This window comes from Flavobacterium sp. GL_143 (genome assembly GCF_057834355.1).
Window position 1 is genome coordinate 1,161,081 of the sequence record NZ_CM174401.1, and the last position, 17,136, is coordinate 1,178,216.

Below are 17,136 nucleotides of genomic sequence, written 5' to 3' on the forward strand. Positions count from 1 at the left end.
CCGATCATTTATGGTCGGGGATTTTAATTCTTGATAGATGAAAAAAGCAATAATTTTAGCAGGCATACTACTAGTGTCATTATCCTGCAAAGCACAACAAATAGTGCCTGTAGAAAAACTAATAGAATACAGACATGCAGATAATGGAATTCCTGATGGGGTATATCTTAAGGATGTAAATAACTTACTCAATAAGTACTTGGGAACCTGGACAGGCAGTACCAATGGAAAAAAATACACTTTTGTAATAACCAAATTTAAAAAGGATCTTTCAGGCGGTACTTATATAGACGAATTACGAATTCGTTATTTAATAACCACAAGTAACGGTGCCGTTCTGGAAGACACCCGAAATTTACCCAATGATGCTCCGTACGTAATTGAAGGCGATTACTTTGGTGACAAAAAAGCTTCCTATTATGTATCCAATTATATGGGCAGGTATCCCGAATGTGGACAAAGCGGTAATGTTTATATTGTAGATACCAAAACACCCACACAAATCACGCTGTTTCTTATTCCTAATAGTGATTTAAGCGTGCCGGGAGAATGTCCGGAAAATAGAGAGCAGGTTTTACCTGTGTCAAATCAAGTCGTAAAAGATGTAATTCTATTAACCAAGCAGTAATCCAAGCTTAATCCCCGATTGTTATCATGGTCGGGGATTTTAATTTTTTTTATGGATGAAAAACTGATAACATTCAGAAACTCAAATATGGCATTCTAAACCACTTCACAACTAGCATTATGCAATATTGGGAAATTACAAGAATTAGCTATAAAACATAACTGATTTGCTTTTTTGTGCAGTTCTAATGCTAATTGAATTTTATCAGGATTAGCGATAGTAACTTTTGGATTTAATCGAACTTCAGTAAAGCGTCCGCTTCCGTCAAATTCCACTTCAAGAGTTGCTTCAGCATTATCAGAATAACCCAAAACTTCGATTCCGTTTTGACTGCATACATAAAGATATGACATCATGTGGCACGAAACCAGACTGCTTAACAACATATCTTCCGGGTTATATAACTCTGCGTCGCCTTTAAAAGCTTTTGCCGCAGAAACACTCATAACAGGCTTTCCTTCAATTATTATCTCATGATTTTTAGAAACGAAACCTTTCTCGTTTTTACTTGATGACCATTTGGCTTCTGCTTTAAATAAATGTTTAAATCCCATATTTTTTTATTAGTTAAAAAATGCAACTTCTGAGTTTCCGATTATAATGAGTTACGCATGATCAGTGACGATTTGTTTTCGATGTTTTGCTTCTTTCCAGACAAAACCATCTTTGCCATAATTTTTCCCATTTCTTCAAAATTTGTCGAAATAGTTGTTATCCCGTTTTCTACCACTTTTTTTAATGGTGTTTCATTGTAAGAGATAATTCCGAAATCGTGACCAAGTTTTAAATCCTGACGCTTTGCTTTTTCAATAACCCGAACCAAATCTCTGTCATTAGGAATAATATATACTTCTCCTACTTTAATTTCTCTTTCTCTAAACTCAGTAATCACTTCATTCTCAAATAAAAAATCATTACAAAAATTAAGAAATCCAATTTTCATTCCTAAAGGTTCTCTAAATCCTGGAAAAATCATAATTAATTTGTTGTACTTATCTAGCTTAGGTTTTCCCTTAACTAATGCATCATAAATATCTTTTGGGAAATTCTGACAAACTGATGGATATGCTTTTAAAGCTTCACTCGTCTGATCCAAAATATAAACTTCATTTACTGGTAGGGTATTTATACAGGAAGCTGCATCTGCCAAATCGGTTGGCATAATTATATATTTAGTGTATGCTCCGTTATTATCATTTATTAGTTTCTTAAAAACCTTTGTATTGAAATAATAAAAAAAGATATCAACTTGTACTTCTTCTCCAATATTTCTTAAAAAGGAAATATAGATATCTTCCTTAAAATTATTAAGCTCATCAAAAAGTAAAAAAACGCGCTCTTTGATTGTGATTTCGACACTTTTAATATAATATCCCTTTCCTGGTATGGCATAAATAATCCCTCTTTTTTTTAATTCATCATAAGCCTGCAAAACAGTATCTCTTGATAAAGAAAAAGCCAAACACACTTTATTTACCGATGGCAATCTATCGCCTTTCTTTAAGTTTTTCTTATTAATACTACTCTCGATTGAAGCTATAATCTGTTTGTATTTAGGAATACCTAGATTATTCTGGATAGAAATTATATTCATAAAAGATAATATTTTCATGCAATATACAAAAAACTGGTAGGTGCTGGTATGGATTACATTAATAATATACATATTTTTGAATTTCATTTTTCACAAAAAAATAATGAAAATAAAACACAAATCACATTTTACAGATATAAACACAAAAGAATTCTTTGGTATATTACCTGACAACGAAGCTATTCATTCCTATAAATTAACCAATAAAAATGGCATGCAAGCCACTATTATCGATTATGGTGCAACGATTACTTCCTTAATCGTACCGCTTGAAAACGGAAATCTTATAGATGTGGTTTTGGGTTTTGATACCTTAGAAAAATATTTAAAATCATACTCTTTTTCTGGCGCTCCTTATTTTGGCGCAACAATAGGACGATATGCCGGCAGAATAAACAACGGAACTTTTACCTTAAATGATAAGACTTATCTTTTAAACAAAAACAATAACAATCATGCTATACATGGCGGAACTATAGGTTTTGCTCAGAAAAAGTGGGAAGTTGAAGCAATTACCGAAGGTGAAAATCAATCAATAACCATGACTCTTTTAAGTCCTGCAAATGAAGAAAATTATCCCGGAGATTTGTCTGTAAGCCTAACCTATACGCTAACTGATGACAATGAGCTACAATTAGAATATAATGCTACTACGACACAGGATACCATTATAAACTTAACGAATCACAGTTATTTTAATCTTAACGGACATGGTTCTAGCGTTACTGACCAAGAAATGATTGTAAACTCGGATAAAATATTAGAAACATCCTCTGAGAATATCCCAACAGGAAATATCTTAAATCTTTTAAACCATCCTTTCGATTTTAGAACTCCTGCAAACTGTCCGCCTATTATTGATAATTCATTTATAATAGAAACTAAAAATGATATTGCCGCTGCACTTTATAGCCCAACAAGCAGATTGCGAATGACGGTTTATACAGATCAGCCAAGTGTACATGTTTTTGTAGGTGGTAATTGCTCCACCGAAATAAAAGGAAAAGAAGACGTTATTTATCATGCTTTAAGCGGTATTTGTTTTGAAACTCAAAACTATCCCGATGCGCCTAATCAATCTCGTTTTCCTAATTCGATACTAAGAAAAGAAGATAAATACCATCATAAAACTGTCTATAAATTTCAGTGTATTTAAAAAAACCAATAACTATAACCACGAAATACTTTATATTAATTACCTCCTTAAACACAATTAACCATGAACCAAAACCTTGCCATCGCAGATTATGCGGTTTTTATAATCTACTTTATTGTAGTATCTACCTACGGTTATACTATATATCGCAAACGTAAAAAAGACGAAAAAGACGCCAAAGCTTATTTCCTTGCCGAAGGAAACCTGACTTGGTGGGCAATTGGAGCTTCATTAATCGCGTCAAATATTTCGGCAGAACAGTTTATCGGAATGAGCGGCGAAGGTTTCTTTTTAGGAATTGCAGTTGCGGCTTACGAATGGGTTGCTGCCATCACTTTAATAATTGTAGCCGTATGGTTTATTCCTGTTTATCTTAAAAATAAGATATACACTATGCCTCAGTTTCTAAAAACACGTTATAATGAATCAACAGCTTTGATTATGGCTGTTTTTTGGTTGTTTCTGTATGTTTTTGTAAACCTTACTTCTATTTTATACCTAGGAGCTGTAGCTATCAACGGATTGGCGGGAGGAGAATACCTTCATGTTATTATGATAGGATTGGCACTTTTTGCTTTGATAATTTCATTAGGAGGGATGAAAGTTGTTGCTTACACAGATGTTATTCAGGTTGCTGTATTAATCATAGGCGGATTAGTAACTTCTTATATTGCTTTAACAACTGTAGGACAATATTTTGGCGTGGGTCAAAATGCAATTGCCGGTTTTAAAGTTTTGATGCGAGAAGCTCCAGAACATTTTAAAATGATTATCCCAAAACCAACTGCAACTTCTTCTCAACTAGAAATAGATAAGTACTTAACTTTCCCTGGTATATTGTCTTACGTAGCTGGTATCTGGATTATCAACCTTAACTATTGGGGTTGTAACCAATACATTACTCAAAGAGCCTTGGGTGCCGATTTGCAAACTGCTCGTACAGGTATATTATTTGCTGGTTTCTTAAAATTATTAATGCCTCTAATTGTTATGTTACCTGGTATCGCCGCTTATGTTTTATATCAAAACGGACATTTACCTCAACTTGTTGGCGGAAAAGATGGAGCGTACTCTGCGGTACTAACTTTTTTACCAACAGGATTAAAAGGACTCTCAGTAGCTGCATTAACCGCAGCAATTGTAGCTTCATTGGCTGGTAAAGTAAATAGTATTTCGACTATTTATACGCTAGACATTCATAAAAAATATATCCAAAAAGAAGCTGGTGAAAAACAACAAGTAAACATCGGTCGAATTGCTGTTTTTGCTGCAATGCTTTTGGCTGTTTTATTTACTTGGAATGATATTTTAGGAATTGGTGGCGTTGGAGGTTTTACCTACATCCAAAAATACACTGGTTTTATAAGCCCTGGAGTTTTCGCCATGTTTATTCTTGGTATGTTCTGGAAAAGAACTACTGGAGCCGCAGCTATTGTAGGTGTGATTTTAGGTTTTGTATTATCTATTTTATTCAATGAATATGCTCCAATATTATTTGGTAACGATACATTGTTATATACTGCTTATCCAAACGGAAAAGGAGCTTATGAGATTCCGTTCCATATTTGTATGGGATTATCTTTCTGCTTTACTACACTTGCAATGATTCTTATAAGTTTTGCAGGTCCAAAAGTAAACCCGAAAGCATTTGAGCTAGATACTACAATGTTTAAATTAAAACCACAAACAACTGTATTAATAGTAATTACTTTATTGATTATTGCCTCTCTATATGTGAAGTTCTGGTAATACGATACAGCTTAATTAATAAAGAAAGGATACTGTAAATGGTATCCTTTCTTTATTAAATAGAATAAGTTCTTTTAAAAAGCGAACTTTAAAAATTAACAAGACAAATAACACTTTACAAATAACCTTTAATTACATTTGAGCACTAAAAAAATTAATAAACCAACCGTTTAAGCATAAACAAAAAATGAAAAAACTAATAGTTGCCTTTTTATTTCTCTCTTTCGCAATGTCTGCACAAGACATGAAAGTTGTATCTGGAGATTTTAAATTCTTGAAAGACCAAAAAGAAATTAATACCGAATTTGATTATAGCAACTTTACTATGATGAAAGAAAATAAACCAGAAGCACAATATGTTGAAGAACACAAAGTCGATTTAGACAAAAAAGCAAAAGGAAACGGAAATCTTTGGTACAAAAGATGGGTCGTTGCCAAAGAACAAATCTGGACTCCAAAATTTTTAGAAATAGGAAACATTGTATTATCTAAAGCTGGTAAAGACGTAAACTTTCAGGAAGGCTTAAATACCCCATATACTTTAATCGTACAAACGGTATGGATTTATCCGGGCTGGGACGCAGGAATTATGAAACAACCAGCAAAAGTTACTACTAATTTAAAATTTGTAGAAACAGCTAATAAATCAAATGTATTATTAGAAATAAAAAGCGAAGAAGCCCCAGGAGATCAATGGGGAAATAATTTTAATAATGAAACAAGAATTGGAGAAGGTTATGCCAAAACAGCAAAATCACTTTCTAAAATGATTCTGAAGAAAGCATACAAATAAGATTCAAAAAAAACAAAAACCCTAGTTTTCACTAGGGTTTTGTTTTTTCTTACTTTCCATATTTAAGAGGTAAGCCATATTTTTAATTACATTATCGTGTTTTTTTACAAATGGATTTTCTTCATCCCAAACATATCCAGCAAGCACAGCACAGATTTTACGTTTTACATCTGGGTTCTCTGGCTGATGAAAGAATAACGTTTGTAAATTACCCGTGTACCATTCTTTTACGTAAGTGGTAAAAACATTAATTCCACGTTTCATATATTCAGTAAATTCTACTTCCCAATCTACAGGAATTCCTTGAGATTGTTTCAAATAAAGTTTTGCAGCAAGCATACCCGATTCGGTAGCAAAAGCAACTCCCGATGAAAATACAGGATCTAAAAATTCAGTACTATTTCCTGTCAAAGCAAATCCATCACCATACATTTTCTTTACCGAACGCGAATAGTTTTCTAACTTTATTGGTTCGAATAAAAACTCTGTTCCCTGAAATCTTTTAATATAATAATCTGAAAGCTGAATAGCATTTTTTAATGCTTCGGCATTGTCTTTATTCTCAGAAAGTGAATTGATGAAATCTGTAGGGCCTACCACTCCTAAACTTGTATTTCCGTTAGAGAAAGGAATTACCCATAACCAAACTTCAGTTTCAAGAACATCAAAAGAAATCATTGTTCCCTCTACACCTTCTGGTCTGTTAATATCTTTTACATGCGTAAAAATAGAAGAATGCGGATCTAAAGCCGATGGCTTGTCTAAATCTAGAAGTCTTGGTAAAACTCTACCGTAACCACTAGAATCAATAATAAATTTGGCGTGAATCTCTTTTAAATTTCCATTTACATCTTTCACAATTGTTTTTGAATTGCTTCCTTCAAAAGAAACTTCAATAACTTCCGACTCAAATTCTAAATCAATTCCTTTTCGAATTAATTCCTGAGCCATCGTATTGTCAAAATCGGCTCTGGGAACTTGCCAGGTCCAATCCCAACCTTCAGAAAATTTATTAGAAAAATCAAAAACACAAATTTCATTTCCTCTTATAAATCTCGCTCCTAACTTTTTCTCAAAGTTCATTGCATTGAGACTATCAAATAATTCTGCTTCGGCAAAATGATCCATTACACGTGGTATTAAACTCTCACCAACGACAATTCTAGGAAATTTAGTTTTCTCAACAACCTTTATCTTACAATTATTCTTACGTAAATAAGCTGCTGATACGCATCCAGAGGGTCCCGCTCCTATTATTAAAACATCTACAAACTCCTTTAACATATACGAATTGTTATTAATTATTGCCTTACATTTGCCATCATCAAAATAACTACATTTATTTTAATAAATAAAATTAATTTAGCATAATCAAAAAGGGTTAAATGAACACAATTGGCGAATATTTAAGTTTAAAAGAATTTGAATCCATAATCTTTGGAAATAGTAAAATAGACATTAGTAAAACTGTCTTAGACCGGGTAAATGAAAGCTTTGATTTCTTAAAAGAATTCTCTGGCAACAAAGTCATCTATGGTGTAAATACTGGTTTTGGACCAATGGCTCAATACCGTATCAAAGACGAAGACCGAATTCAATTACAATACAATTTAATAAGAAGCCATTCTTCAGGAACAGGAAAACCATTAAATGCAGCTTGTGTAAAAGCAGCAATTCTAGCACGACTAAACACACTTTCTTTAGGGAATTCCGGAGTACATCCTTCAGTAATTCATTTAATGAAAGAATTCATAAATAAAGATATTACTCCATTAATTTTTGAACATGGAGGAGTTGGAGCAAGTGGAGATTTGGTTCAGTTATCTCACTTGGCATTAACATTAATAGGTGAAGGCGAAGTTTTTTACAAAGGCGAAAGAAGACCTACAAAAGAGGTTTTTGAAATTGAGAACCTAACTCCTATTCAGGTAGAAATAAGAGAAGGTCTTGCGCTTATAAACGGAACCTCAGTAATGACGGGAATAGGTGTAGTAAATGTACATCACGCTAATAAATTATTAGATTGGTCATTAAAGTTTTCATGCGCAATTAATGAAATTGTACAGGCTTATGACGACCATTTTTCGGAAGAATTAAACCAAACAAAACGTCATAAAGGACAACGAGAAGTAGCTGCAAGAATGAGAGAAAACCTCTCGGACAGTACCTTAATCCGTAAAAGAGAAGATCACTTATATACTGGAGAAAATACCGAAGAAATCTTTAAAGAGAAAGTACAGGAGTATTATTCTTTAAGATGTGTGCCACAAATTCTAGGTCCAATCTTAGAGACTATCAATAATGTAGGTTCGATTCTAGAAGATGAGTTTAACTCGGCAAATGACAATCCTATTATAGATGTAAAAAACAAACATGTATATCATGGAGGTAATTTTCATGGCGATTACATTTCACTAGAAATGGACAAGTTAAAGATTGTTATTACCAAACTTACAATGCTTGCAGAACGTCAATTGAATTATTTATTAAATTCTAAAATAAACGAAATCCTTCCTCCATTTGTGAATCTTGGAACATTAGGATTTAATTTCGGAATGCAAGGCGTTCAGTTTACTGCAACCTCAACAACTGCTGAAAACCAAATGTTGTCTAACCCAATGTATGTACACAGTATCCCAAACAACAATGACAATCAAGACATTGTAAGCATGGGAACAAATGCTGCTGTTATTACTGCAAAAGTGATAGAAAATTCATTTGAAGTTTTGGCTATAGAGCTGATTACTATTGTTCAGGCAATTGATTACTTAGAACAAAAAGATCAAATCTCGTCTGTGACCAAAAAAATATATGACGATATTAGAACAATTATACCTAAATTTAAAGAAGATCAGGTTATGTATCCTTTTGTTCAGAAAGTAAAAGACTACCTGATAAATAATTAATTTTTTATTTTACATTATTAATCTTGAATCTTAAAATCATGAAAAAAACACTTATTTTTTTATTGCTGTGCAGCATTCAATTTGTTAATAGTCAAGAACTGGCATTAGTTAAGAAAAACGGAAAAATTGGATATCTTACTAAAGATGGAACATTTCGTATTGAACCTCAGTACAAAACTGCAAGAAGTTTTTCTGAAGGCTTAGCTGCTGTAGAAGATAATGGAAAATGGGGGTTTATCGATACTAAAGGAGCTTGGGCAATTCCAGCTACTTTTGATAACGCCAAAGATTTTAATAGTGGGATTTGTATCGTATCTAAAGATAAAAAATGGGTTTACATCAATACCAAAGGAGAGGTACAAATTGCACCACCTTCGGATAAATTATATGATTTTGGAGATGGTGTTGCTTTTATAAAACAAGGAAACAAAATTGGATTAATCAATTCAAAAATGGCAGTTGTTTTAGAACCAAAATATGATGTTATCAAACCTTTTGAAAATGGTTTTGCAAGAGTAGAAAATAATAAAAATTGGGGAATTATAAATACTGCTGGAAAAGAGGTTATAGAACCTGCTTATGCCGAAATTGGTAATTATAATAAAAACACGGCTTGGGCCAGAAAAGACAAAATTTTTGGATTAGTATCTGGTGGGAAATTTATTCCTGTAGAAGGTGCTGATAAAATTTGGGATTTCGAATCTCAAGATTTGACTTATGCCAGAAAAGATGGAAAAATCGGATTCATTGACTTAAAAGGAAGTTGGGCAATTCTGCCAATATATGATAAAGCAAAAGCCTTTTCTAAAAATCTAGCTCCGGTTTGTATTGGATCTAAATGGGGATATATTAACCCTAAAGCAGAATTTGTTATTCCGCCAACTTATAGTGATGCCGAAGTTTTTAGTACAAATGGATTAGCTCCTGTAAAAGAAAAAAACTGGGGATTTATTAATGAATCAGGAAAACTAGTAATCCCAACTCAATATACCATAACGGCAAACGGATTTGTCATTGCTCTATTTGTACAACAAGACAAAGGTTTTATAGATGGCTTAGCAAGAGTAAAAAATGAAGGAAAATGGGGATTTCTTAAACCAGACGGAACTGTATTAGGCAACCAATGGTTTGAAAACGCTGAACTATTTTCGCAAACAAAAGAAAAAAATACTATAAGTGAAATCGCCTCTGATAAACCAAAAACTGAAACAAAGTCAGAAACTAAAACAAAACCGGTTACAAAACCAGTAAGTAAAAAAAAGCGATAACATAAATCGACTATAAAAAACAAAATTTACATATATGAAATCGAGACTAATAAAAATTGTGTCACCAAGACCAATAAATAAAAAGGCGATACCATATATGACCTATAAAAAACAAAATTTACATATATGAAATGTGCATTAGTAACTGGTGGTTCACGAGGAATTGGGAGTGCTATTTGTAAAAAATTAGCTGTAGATACAGAGTACCACATTCTGATTAACTATCATTCAAACAAAATTGCTGCCGAACAAACACTTGAAGAAGTAATAAAATTAGGCGCAACTGCTGAGATTATACAATTTGATGTTTCTAATTTTGAAGAAGTTCAAAATGTATTAACCAAATGGCAGGATGCAAATCCTGAAGCCATCGTTGAGGCAATTGTAAACAACGCCGGAATTACAAAAGATGGATTGTTTATGTGGATGTCACAAGAAGACTGGAATGGAGTTATGAACACAAGTGTAGGTGGTTTTTTTAATGTCACACAATTTTTTATTCAAAAAATGCTCCGCAATAAATACGGACGCATTGTAAATATGGTTTCAGTTTCGGGAGTAAAAGGTACGCCTGGTCAAACCAATTATTCTGCTGCAAAAGGCGCAATTGTAGCTGCTACCAAAGCATTGGCTCAAGAAGTAGCCAAAAGAAATATTACCGTAAATGCCGTTGCACCAGGATTTATAAAAACTGATATGACGAGCCAGTTAGACGAAAAAGAATTATTAAAATTAATTCCTGTTAATCGTTTTGGCGAAGCCGAAGAAGTGGCAAATTTGGTAAGCTTTTTGATTTCAAATAAATCAAGTTATATAACTGGTGAAGTTATAAACATAAACGGTGGAATATATTCTTAAAAAATTACTATAAAAAAGAAGATGAATAGGAGAGTTGTAATTACAGGAATGGGAATTTACTCATGTATCGGAACTTCATTAAATGAAGTAAAAGAATCCTTGTACAATGGAAAATCAGGAATACAATTTGATGCAGAGAGAAAAGAATTTGGTTTTCAATCGGCCTTAACTGGTATGGTTCCAAAACCAGATTTAAAAAGTCTACTAACCCGAAGACAACGTATGAGCATTGGTGAAGAAACCGAATATGCTTATATGGCTACCATCGAAGCATTGAAAAATGCTGGAATAGATGATTCTTTTTTCGACAATAACGAAGTTGGTATTATGTACGGTAATGATAGCGTATCTAAAGCTATTATCGATGCAACCGACATTGTTCGAGAAAAAAAAGATACAGCCTTAATTGGTTCTGGAGCAATTTTTAAATCCATGAACTCTACTGTTACAATGAACCTTTCGACAATCTTTAAGTTAAGAGGTATTAATTTAACTATAAGCGCCGCTTGTGCAAGTGGATCCCACGCCATAGGTCTGGCTTATTTTTTAATAAAAAGCGGATTTCAAGATATTGTAATTTGTGGTGGAGCACAAGAAATCAACAAATACGCAATGAGCAGTTTTGATGGTTTAGGTGTTTTTGCATCCGAAGATGATGATCCTACCAAAGCATCAAGACCTTTTGATTCTGGTCGTGATGGCTTAGTGCCTAGTGGCGGAGGAGCAACTTTAATCTTAGAAAGTTATGAATCTGCGATAAAACGTGGTGCAACTATAATTGCCGAAGTTGGCGGTTACGGATTTTCATCAAATGGAGGACATATTTCGACTCCAAATGTCGAAGGTCCAGCCATAGCAATGCAAAGAGCACTTGATGATGCAAAATTAAATGCGTCGGACATTGACTACATAAATGCACATGCTACCTCTACTCCTGTTGGAGATGAAAATGAGGCCAAAGCAATCTTTGAAATCTTTGGAAAAAGCAATCCTTATGTAAGTTCCACAAAATCAATGACAGGGCATGAATGCTGGATGGCAGGTGCAAGCGAAGTCATTTATTCTATACTAATGATGCAAAATGATTTTATAGCTCCAAACATCAATTTAGAAAACCCAGACGAAGCCGCAGCTAAATTAAATTTAGTTAAAACTACGTTAAATAGAAAAATTGATATATTTTTGTCCAATTCCTTCGGATTCGGAGGAACAAATTCTGCACTCGTAGTTAAAAAGTTTAAATAGAATAATGAATAAGCAAGAGATAATAGAAAAGATTAATGGTTTTTTGGTTGATGAATTTGAAGTTGATAATGATGACATTGAACCGAACGCTAATTTAAAAGATACTTTAGGACTAGATAGTTTAGATTATGTAGACTTGGTAGTATCTATTGAATCAAATTTTGGCGTAAAATTAGTTGAAGTTGATTTCGTTGGCATTGCTACTTTTCAAAACTTTTATGACCTTATCGAAACCAAACTAAAAGCCAAAACTGCTTAATGAGCAAATGGGATGGCAAATCAAAAGGAACTGTTTTAGGATATAGAATATTCGTTTTTTTAATACAAAAAGCGGGTGTTAGATCTGCCTACTTTCTCCTGTACTTTGTCGCATCTTATTATTTCCTTTTTCTCAAAAAAAGCAATCGTGCCATCTTTTATTACTTTAATAAAAGACTAGGCTACTCCTATTTTAAATCCAAAAAAATGGTTTTCAAAAGTTACTATACTTTTGGACAAACCATAATAGATAAAGTCTCCATTTCTGCCGGAATGAGAGAACAATTTACCTATGAATTTGATGGAATCGAAACACTAAAAAAACTACTTGCCGAACAAAAAGGTGGTGTTTTAATTAGTGCTCACATTGGAAATTTTGAAATTGCAGAACATTTCTTCGGAGAAATCGATATCAATTTTCAAATCAATTTGGTTACTACCGACTTGGAACATTCGGATATAAAAAAATATTTAGAAAGTGTTACCCAAAAACCAACTGTCAAGTTTATTATCATAAAAGACGATTTGTCCCATATTTTCGAAATCAATGCTGCTCTGGGCAGAAACGAACTTATCTGTTTTACAGGAGATCGTTATTTTGAAGGAACAAAATCATTATCAGACAAACTATTAGGACAAGAAGCTAATTTCCCGGCAGGACCATTTTTAATTGCTTCCCGATTAAAAGTTCCCGTAGTTTTTGTGTATGTAATGAAAGAACCAAACTTGCATTATCACTTATATGCTCGTGAAGCTGCTGTAAAACATCGTGACGAAAAAGGGTTATTACGTGCTTACATAGAAAACGTTGAATCCATGCTTGAAAAGTATCCCCTACAATGGTTCAATTATTTTGATTTTTGGAATCAATTAAAAAACACAAAATAAAACAAGCCACCGCACATATAGTAAGAATTCTTTTATACTTTAGCAAATCTTAAAATAAAGTATGAAAGAGCTTGATACTATCATAATTGGTTCAGGAGTTGGCGGCTTAGCAACAGGAATTTGTTTAGCAAGAGCTGGGCAAAAAGTCTTAATCCTTGAGCAACATTATGTTCCAGGTGGCTGGAGTCATAGCTTTACATTAAAGGGACAACGTTTTAGTCCTGGCGTACATTATGTAGGTCTTATAGATAAAGGAGCATCTACCAATGAACTTTACCGCGGTTTAGGAATTGCCAATGATATGGTGTTTTTCCGAATGAATAAAAAAGCATACGAACATTGCCTGATCGGAAACCAAACTTTTGATTTACCAGCAGGAATCGACAACCTCAAAAAAACACTTTCATCACATTTTCCTAAAGAAGAAAAAAACATAACCGAATATCTTTCCTTAGTCGAGAAAGTAAATTTTGAATTGCAACTAATGCCAAAACTAAAAGGTTTGTGGCAGAAAATAACAGTTCCCTTCCGAACCAAACATTTTGGCAAGTTTGCCTTATTCCCTTTAAAAAAAGTAATTGGCTGGCATATAAAAGATCCAATGCTCAAAGCTGTCCTTAATATACAATGTGGTGATCATGGGCTTTCGCCAAATAGAGCCTGTTTCCCTGTACATTGTTCCGTGATGGGACATTATTTTGATGGAGGCTTTTATCCCATGGGCGGAGGTGGAGGTATTGTAAAAGCAATGACAAATGGAGTAAAAAAACATGGTGGAGAAGTTCGCATAAAGCAAAATGTCAAAAGAATAATTATTGAGAATAAAAAAGCAATAGGAGTTGAACTCGAAAACGGAGAAACCATTTTTGCTAAAAATATTATTTCCAATGCTGATCCGTCTATTACCTATTTAAACTTAATAGGTAAAGAACATTTAAGTAAATCACTTATTAAGAAACTACAGAAAACTAAATACTCCGTAACCTCATTAATTTTATTCCTGACATTAGATATGGATGTTACCCAATTTAATATTGATTCGGGAAATATATGGATGATGAAAGATGAAAACGACGATGAAAATTTTGAAAACCTAATGAGTAACAACATTGATTCTGGCGATTCATTTCCTGCCGTTTTTATAAGTTGCACAACACTTAAAGATCCAGCAAGTTTTAACGGAAGATATCACAATTTTGAAATCGTTACTTATGTAAATTATGACAACTTAAAAGATTTTAACGGATTAGAAGATTATCATAATGAAGAATATAAAGTTTTCAAAGAAAAAGTGATTGATAAACTGATGAACAATCTGGAGAAAATCATCCCAAATGCAAAACAAAATATTGTTCAAGCCGAATTAGGAACACCAAAAACAAATGAGTTTTATATCAATTCGACCAAAGGCAATGTATATGGAACTGAAAAAACATTAAATCAAGTTGGTCCATTCTCCTATAAAAACAAAACCGAGATTGAAAATTTGTTTTTATGTGGAGCGTGTACACTATCACATGGTGTTGCAGGGGCAACCTATTCAGGAGTTGCTGCCGCCGCTTTGATTCTTAATTGCACATCCGACGAATTACTTATTGAAGATAAAAATCAAGAAATTCGTATTTATGATGCCGAAGATGAATCGACTTGGCCAGATTGGATTCACACAAAGCGAACCGATAAAATCAGAAAATTCGTTTCATAAAATTAATTACTTTTGCCATAACCAAAAGCCACAACCAAAATGAAAAATGTTCTTTTTATTTATTACTCTCAATCTGGACAACTCGAAAGTATAGCTCGGAATATAGCGAAACCTTTCTTGAATTCAGACGAGTTTAAAGTAACGTTTCATGAAATACAATTAGAGAAACCTTTTCCTTTTCCTTGGGATAAAGATTCTTTTTTTGATGCTTTTCCTGAGTCATTTAGGCAAATCCCAACAGCATTAAAACCAGTTCCCGAAGAAATATTAAATACAAAATTCGACTTAGTTTTATTAAACTATCAAGTTTGGTATTTATCCCCTTCTATCCCTATTAACTCCTTTTTAAAAAGTCCCGAAGCACATAAAATATTAAATAATACTCCTGTAGTAACCATAAGTGGTTCAAGAAATATGTGGATTATGGCGCAGGAAAAAATTAAAGTTTTACTAAAAGAAGCCAATGCAAATTTGGTTGGAAACGTAGCTTTAGTAGATCGTGTTGGCAATTTAATAAGTGTGATTACTATTGTAGAATGGATGTTTTCTGGAGTTAAAAAAAAGTATTTGGGTATTTTCCCTTTACCAGGAGTATCTGAAAAAGACATTCAGGAATCCTCAAAATTTGGAGATATTATTGCTTCAAATCTAAAAGAAAATAATTTAAAAGACCTACAACCTAAACTAATCGCAAATTCAGCCGTTCGTATTAGTTCTTATTTGGTAACCGTAGATAAAACTGCTAATAAAATTTTTACCAAATGGTCAGGATTAATCTCCAGAAATGATAAAAACAGAAAGATACTCCTTAAGGTATTTAATGTTTATTTATTCCTCGCGATTTGGTTAATATCCCCAATAGTGTATATATTGCACGTTATTACATATCCTATTAAAATAAACAAAATAAAAAAAGAAACTCAATATTACCAAGGAGTTTAGCACCCATATTATGTTTGAAGTATATATTACAAAAGCCGCAAAATATTTGCCAAATGAAGCTGTCACAAATGATGAAATGGAAAGCTATTTGGGCCTTATCAACGATGCCGTTTCCAAAGCGAGACGTATTATTTTGCGCAATAACAAGATTGTAAGTAGGTATTATGCAATAGACAAAGATGGAAAAAGCACGCATAATAATGCGGAGCTAACGCATAATGCTATCGTAAAATTATTTGATAACGATTTTACTCCACAAGATATGGAAGTCCTTTCTTGCGGAACCTCAACACCAGATCTTTTTTTACCATCCCATGCAGCTATGGTTCATGGATTACTAAAGAACAAATCGGTTGAGTTGAACTCTTCATCAGGAGTTTGCTGCGCAGGAATGAATTCGCTAAAATATGGTTTCCTTTCTATTAAATCAGGAAATTCAAAAAATGCCGTTTGTACAGGATCTGAGAAAGTTTCGTCATGGTTCTTATCACAAAAATATAATCCAGAAGTTTCTAATTTAAAGAATCTGGAAGAACTTCCTATAATCGCTTTTAAAAAGGATTTTTTAAGATGGATGTTATCCGATGGTTCTGGTGCTTTTTTATTAGAAAATAAACCAAGAGGACCTATTTCCTTAAAAATAGAATGGATGGAAGCTTTTTCGTATGCGTATGAATTAGAGACTTGCATGTATGCCGGAGGAGATAAACTTGAAAGTGGCGAAATAAAACCTTGGAGTGATTACTCTCCTGAAGAATGGTTAAACGAATCTGTATTTTCTATCAAACAAGATGTAAAATTATTAGATGAATTTATCTTGGCTAAGGGCGCAAAAAGCATGAGTGAAGCAATGGCAAAAAATGCCGTTACTGCAGACCAGATTGATTATTTTATCCCTCACGTTTCTTCTCATTTTTTTGTTGAAGGTTTAAAGAAAAACCTTGAAGAAAACAATGTAGGAATAGCCGATGAAAAATGGTTTATGAATCTTGCTAATGTTGGAAACGTAGGTTCGGCATCCATTTATCTTGCTGTTGAAGAATTAATGAACTCAGGAAAATTAAAAGTAGGCGACCGCATTCTTTTATCAGTTCCCGAAAGCGGACGATTCTCATTTGCGTATGCGTATTTAACGGTTTGCTAAAT

Annotated in this window: 16 protein-coding genes; 13 read left to right on the top strand and 3 right to left on the bottom strand. The window is 33.2% G+C overall.

The genetic code is table 11. From position 1 onward, the window contains the following. The first annotated feature begins 37 nt into the window (after nucleotides 1-37). A complete protein-coding gene (locus AC3IPI_RS04960; RefSeq protein WP_489157515.1) occupies nucleotides 38-628 on the top strand; it encodes a DUF6705 family protein in 591 nt (196 codons plus the stop codon). 95 nt (nucleotides 629-723) lie between these two features. On the opposite strand, the gene AC3IPI_RS04965 is transcribed toward AC3IPI_RS04960, so the two are convergent. Both AC3IPI_RS04965 and AC3IPI_RS04970 read right to left on the bottom strand, forming a co-directional pair. Next, nucleotides 724-1,182 (bottom strand): OsmC family protein, encoded by a 459-nt coding sequence (locus AC3IPI_RS04965; RefSeq protein ID WP_489157517.1) that lies wholly within the window; start codon nucleotides 1,180-1,182, stop codon nucleotides 724-726. Between the two features lie 41 nt (nucleotides 1,183-1,223). Beyond that, a complete protein-coding gene (locus AC3IPI_RS04970) occupies nucleotides 1,224-2,222 on the bottom strand; it encodes a GntR family transcriptional regulator (RefSeq protein ID WP_039113400.1) in 999 nt (332 codons plus the stop codon). A gap of 103 nt (nucleotides 2,223-2,325) precedes the next feature. Between AC3IPI_RS04970 and AC3IPI_RS04975 the strand changes: the two genes are divergently transcribed. The 3 genes from AC3IPI_RS04975 (at nucleotide 2,326) to AC3IPI_RS04985 (ending at nucleotide 5,920) form a co-directional block, all read left to right on the top strand. Next, complete coding sequence (locus tag AC3IPI_RS04975; protein WP_489157520.1) at nucleotides 2,326-3,378, top strand: aldose epimerase family protein; 1,053 nt, start codon at nucleotides 2,326-2,328, stop codon at nucleotides 3,376-3,378. Between the two features lie 63 nt (nucleotides 3,379-3,441). After that, entirely contained in the window at nucleotides 3,442-5,127 is a 1,686-nt protein-coding gene (locus tag AC3IPI_RS04980) for a sodium/sugar symporter (RefSeq protein ID WP_039117457.1), read from the top strand. A 187-nt stretch (nucleotides 5,128-5,314) separates the two neighbouring features. Then, entirely contained in the window at nucleotides 5,315-5,920 is a 606-nt protein-coding gene (locus AC3IPI_RS04985) for a hypothetical protein (protein ID WP_039113397.1), read from the top strand. 21 nt (nucleotides 5,921-5,941) lie between these two features. Here the strand turns inward: AC3IPI_RS04985 and AC3IPI_RS04990 are convergent, their stop codons facing one another. Further along, nucleotides 5,942-7,204, bottom strand: a complete 1,263-nt coding sequence (locus AC3IPI_RS04990) for an NAD(P)/FAD-dependent oxidoreductase (protein ID WP_039113394.1) — start codon at nucleotides 7,202-7,204, stop codon at nucleotides 5,942-5,944. A gap of 101 nt (nucleotides 7,205-7,305) precedes the next feature. Here AC3IPI_RS04990 and flxA point away from each other — a divergent pair, with 101 nt between their 5' ends. From flxA to darB, 9 genes are all read left to right on the top strand, one after another. Next, on the top strand, nucleotides 7,306-8,826 hold the full coding sequence (flxA, locus tag AC3IPI_RS04995; protein WP_086893872.1) for a flexirubin biosynthesis tyrosine ammonia-lyase FlxA: 1,521 nt from the start codon (nucleotides 7,306-7,308) through the stop codon (nucleotides 8,824-8,826). Nucleotides 8,827-8,864: 38 nt separating this feature from the next. Then, nucleotides 8,865-10,094, top strand: coding sequence for a WG repeat-containing protein (locus AC3IPI_RS05000; RefSeq protein ID WP_489157523.1), 1,230 nt, complete (start codon nucleotides 8,865-8,867; stop codon nucleotides 10,092-10,094). A 126-nt stretch (nucleotides 10,095-10,220) separates the two neighbouring features. Further along, nucleotides 10,221-10,952 carry a flexirubin biosynthesis SDR family reductase FlxB gene (flxB, locus tag AC3IPI_RS05005; protein ID WP_039113391.1) on the top strand — a complete coding sequence of 244 codons (732 nt, stop codon included), beginning with the start codon at nucleotides 10,221-10,223 and terminating at the stop codon, nucleotides 10,950-10,952. Nucleotides 10,953-10,973: 21 nt separating this feature from the next. Continuing rightward, on the top strand, nucleotides 10,974-12,197 hold the full coding sequence (locus tag AC3IPI_RS05010) for a beta-ketoacyl-[acyl-carrier-protein] synthase family protein (RefSeq protein WP_039117453.1): 1,224 nt from the start codon (nucleotides 10,974-10,976) through the stop codon (nucleotides 12,195-12,197). Between the two features lie 4 nt (nucleotides 12,198-12,201). Then, complete coding sequence (locus AC3IPI_RS05015; RefSeq protein WP_035620058.1) at nucleotides 12,202-12,456, top strand: acyl carrier protein; 255 nt, start codon at nucleotides 12,202-12,204, stop codon at nucleotides 12,454-12,456. Further along, on the top strand, nucleotides 12,456-13,343 hold the full coding sequence (locus AC3IPI_RS05020; RefSeq protein WP_086893875.1) for a lysophospholipid acyltransferase family protein: 888 nt from the start codon (nucleotides 12,456-12,458) through the stop codon (nucleotides 13,341-13,343). Before AC3IPI_RS05015 ends, AC3IPI_RS05020 begins: the two co-directional genes overlap by 1 nt. Before the next feature lie 61 nt (nucleotides 13,344-13,404). After that, complete coding sequence (locus AC3IPI_RS05025) at nucleotides 13,405-15,048, top strand: phytoene desaturase family protein (RefSeq protein ID WP_323490008.1); 1,644 nt, start codon at nucleotides 13,405-13,407, stop codon at nucleotides 15,046-15,048. Nucleotides 15,049-15,087: 39 nt separating this feature from the next. After that, complete coding sequence (locus AC3IPI_RS05030) at nucleotides 15,088-15,990, top strand: NADPH-dependent FMN reductase family protein (RefSeq protein ID WP_489157527.1); 903 nt, start codon at nucleotides 15,088-15,090, stop codon at nucleotides 15,988-15,990. Between the two features lie 10 nt (nucleotides 15,991-16,000). Continuing rightward, a complete protein-coding gene (darB, locus tag AC3IPI_RS05035) occupies nucleotides 16,001-17,134 on the top strand; it encodes a dialkylresorcinol biosynthesis protein DarB (RefSeq protein ID WP_489157529.1) in 1,134 nt (377 codons plus the stop codon). Nucleotides 17,135-17,136: the final 2 nt, after the last annotated feature.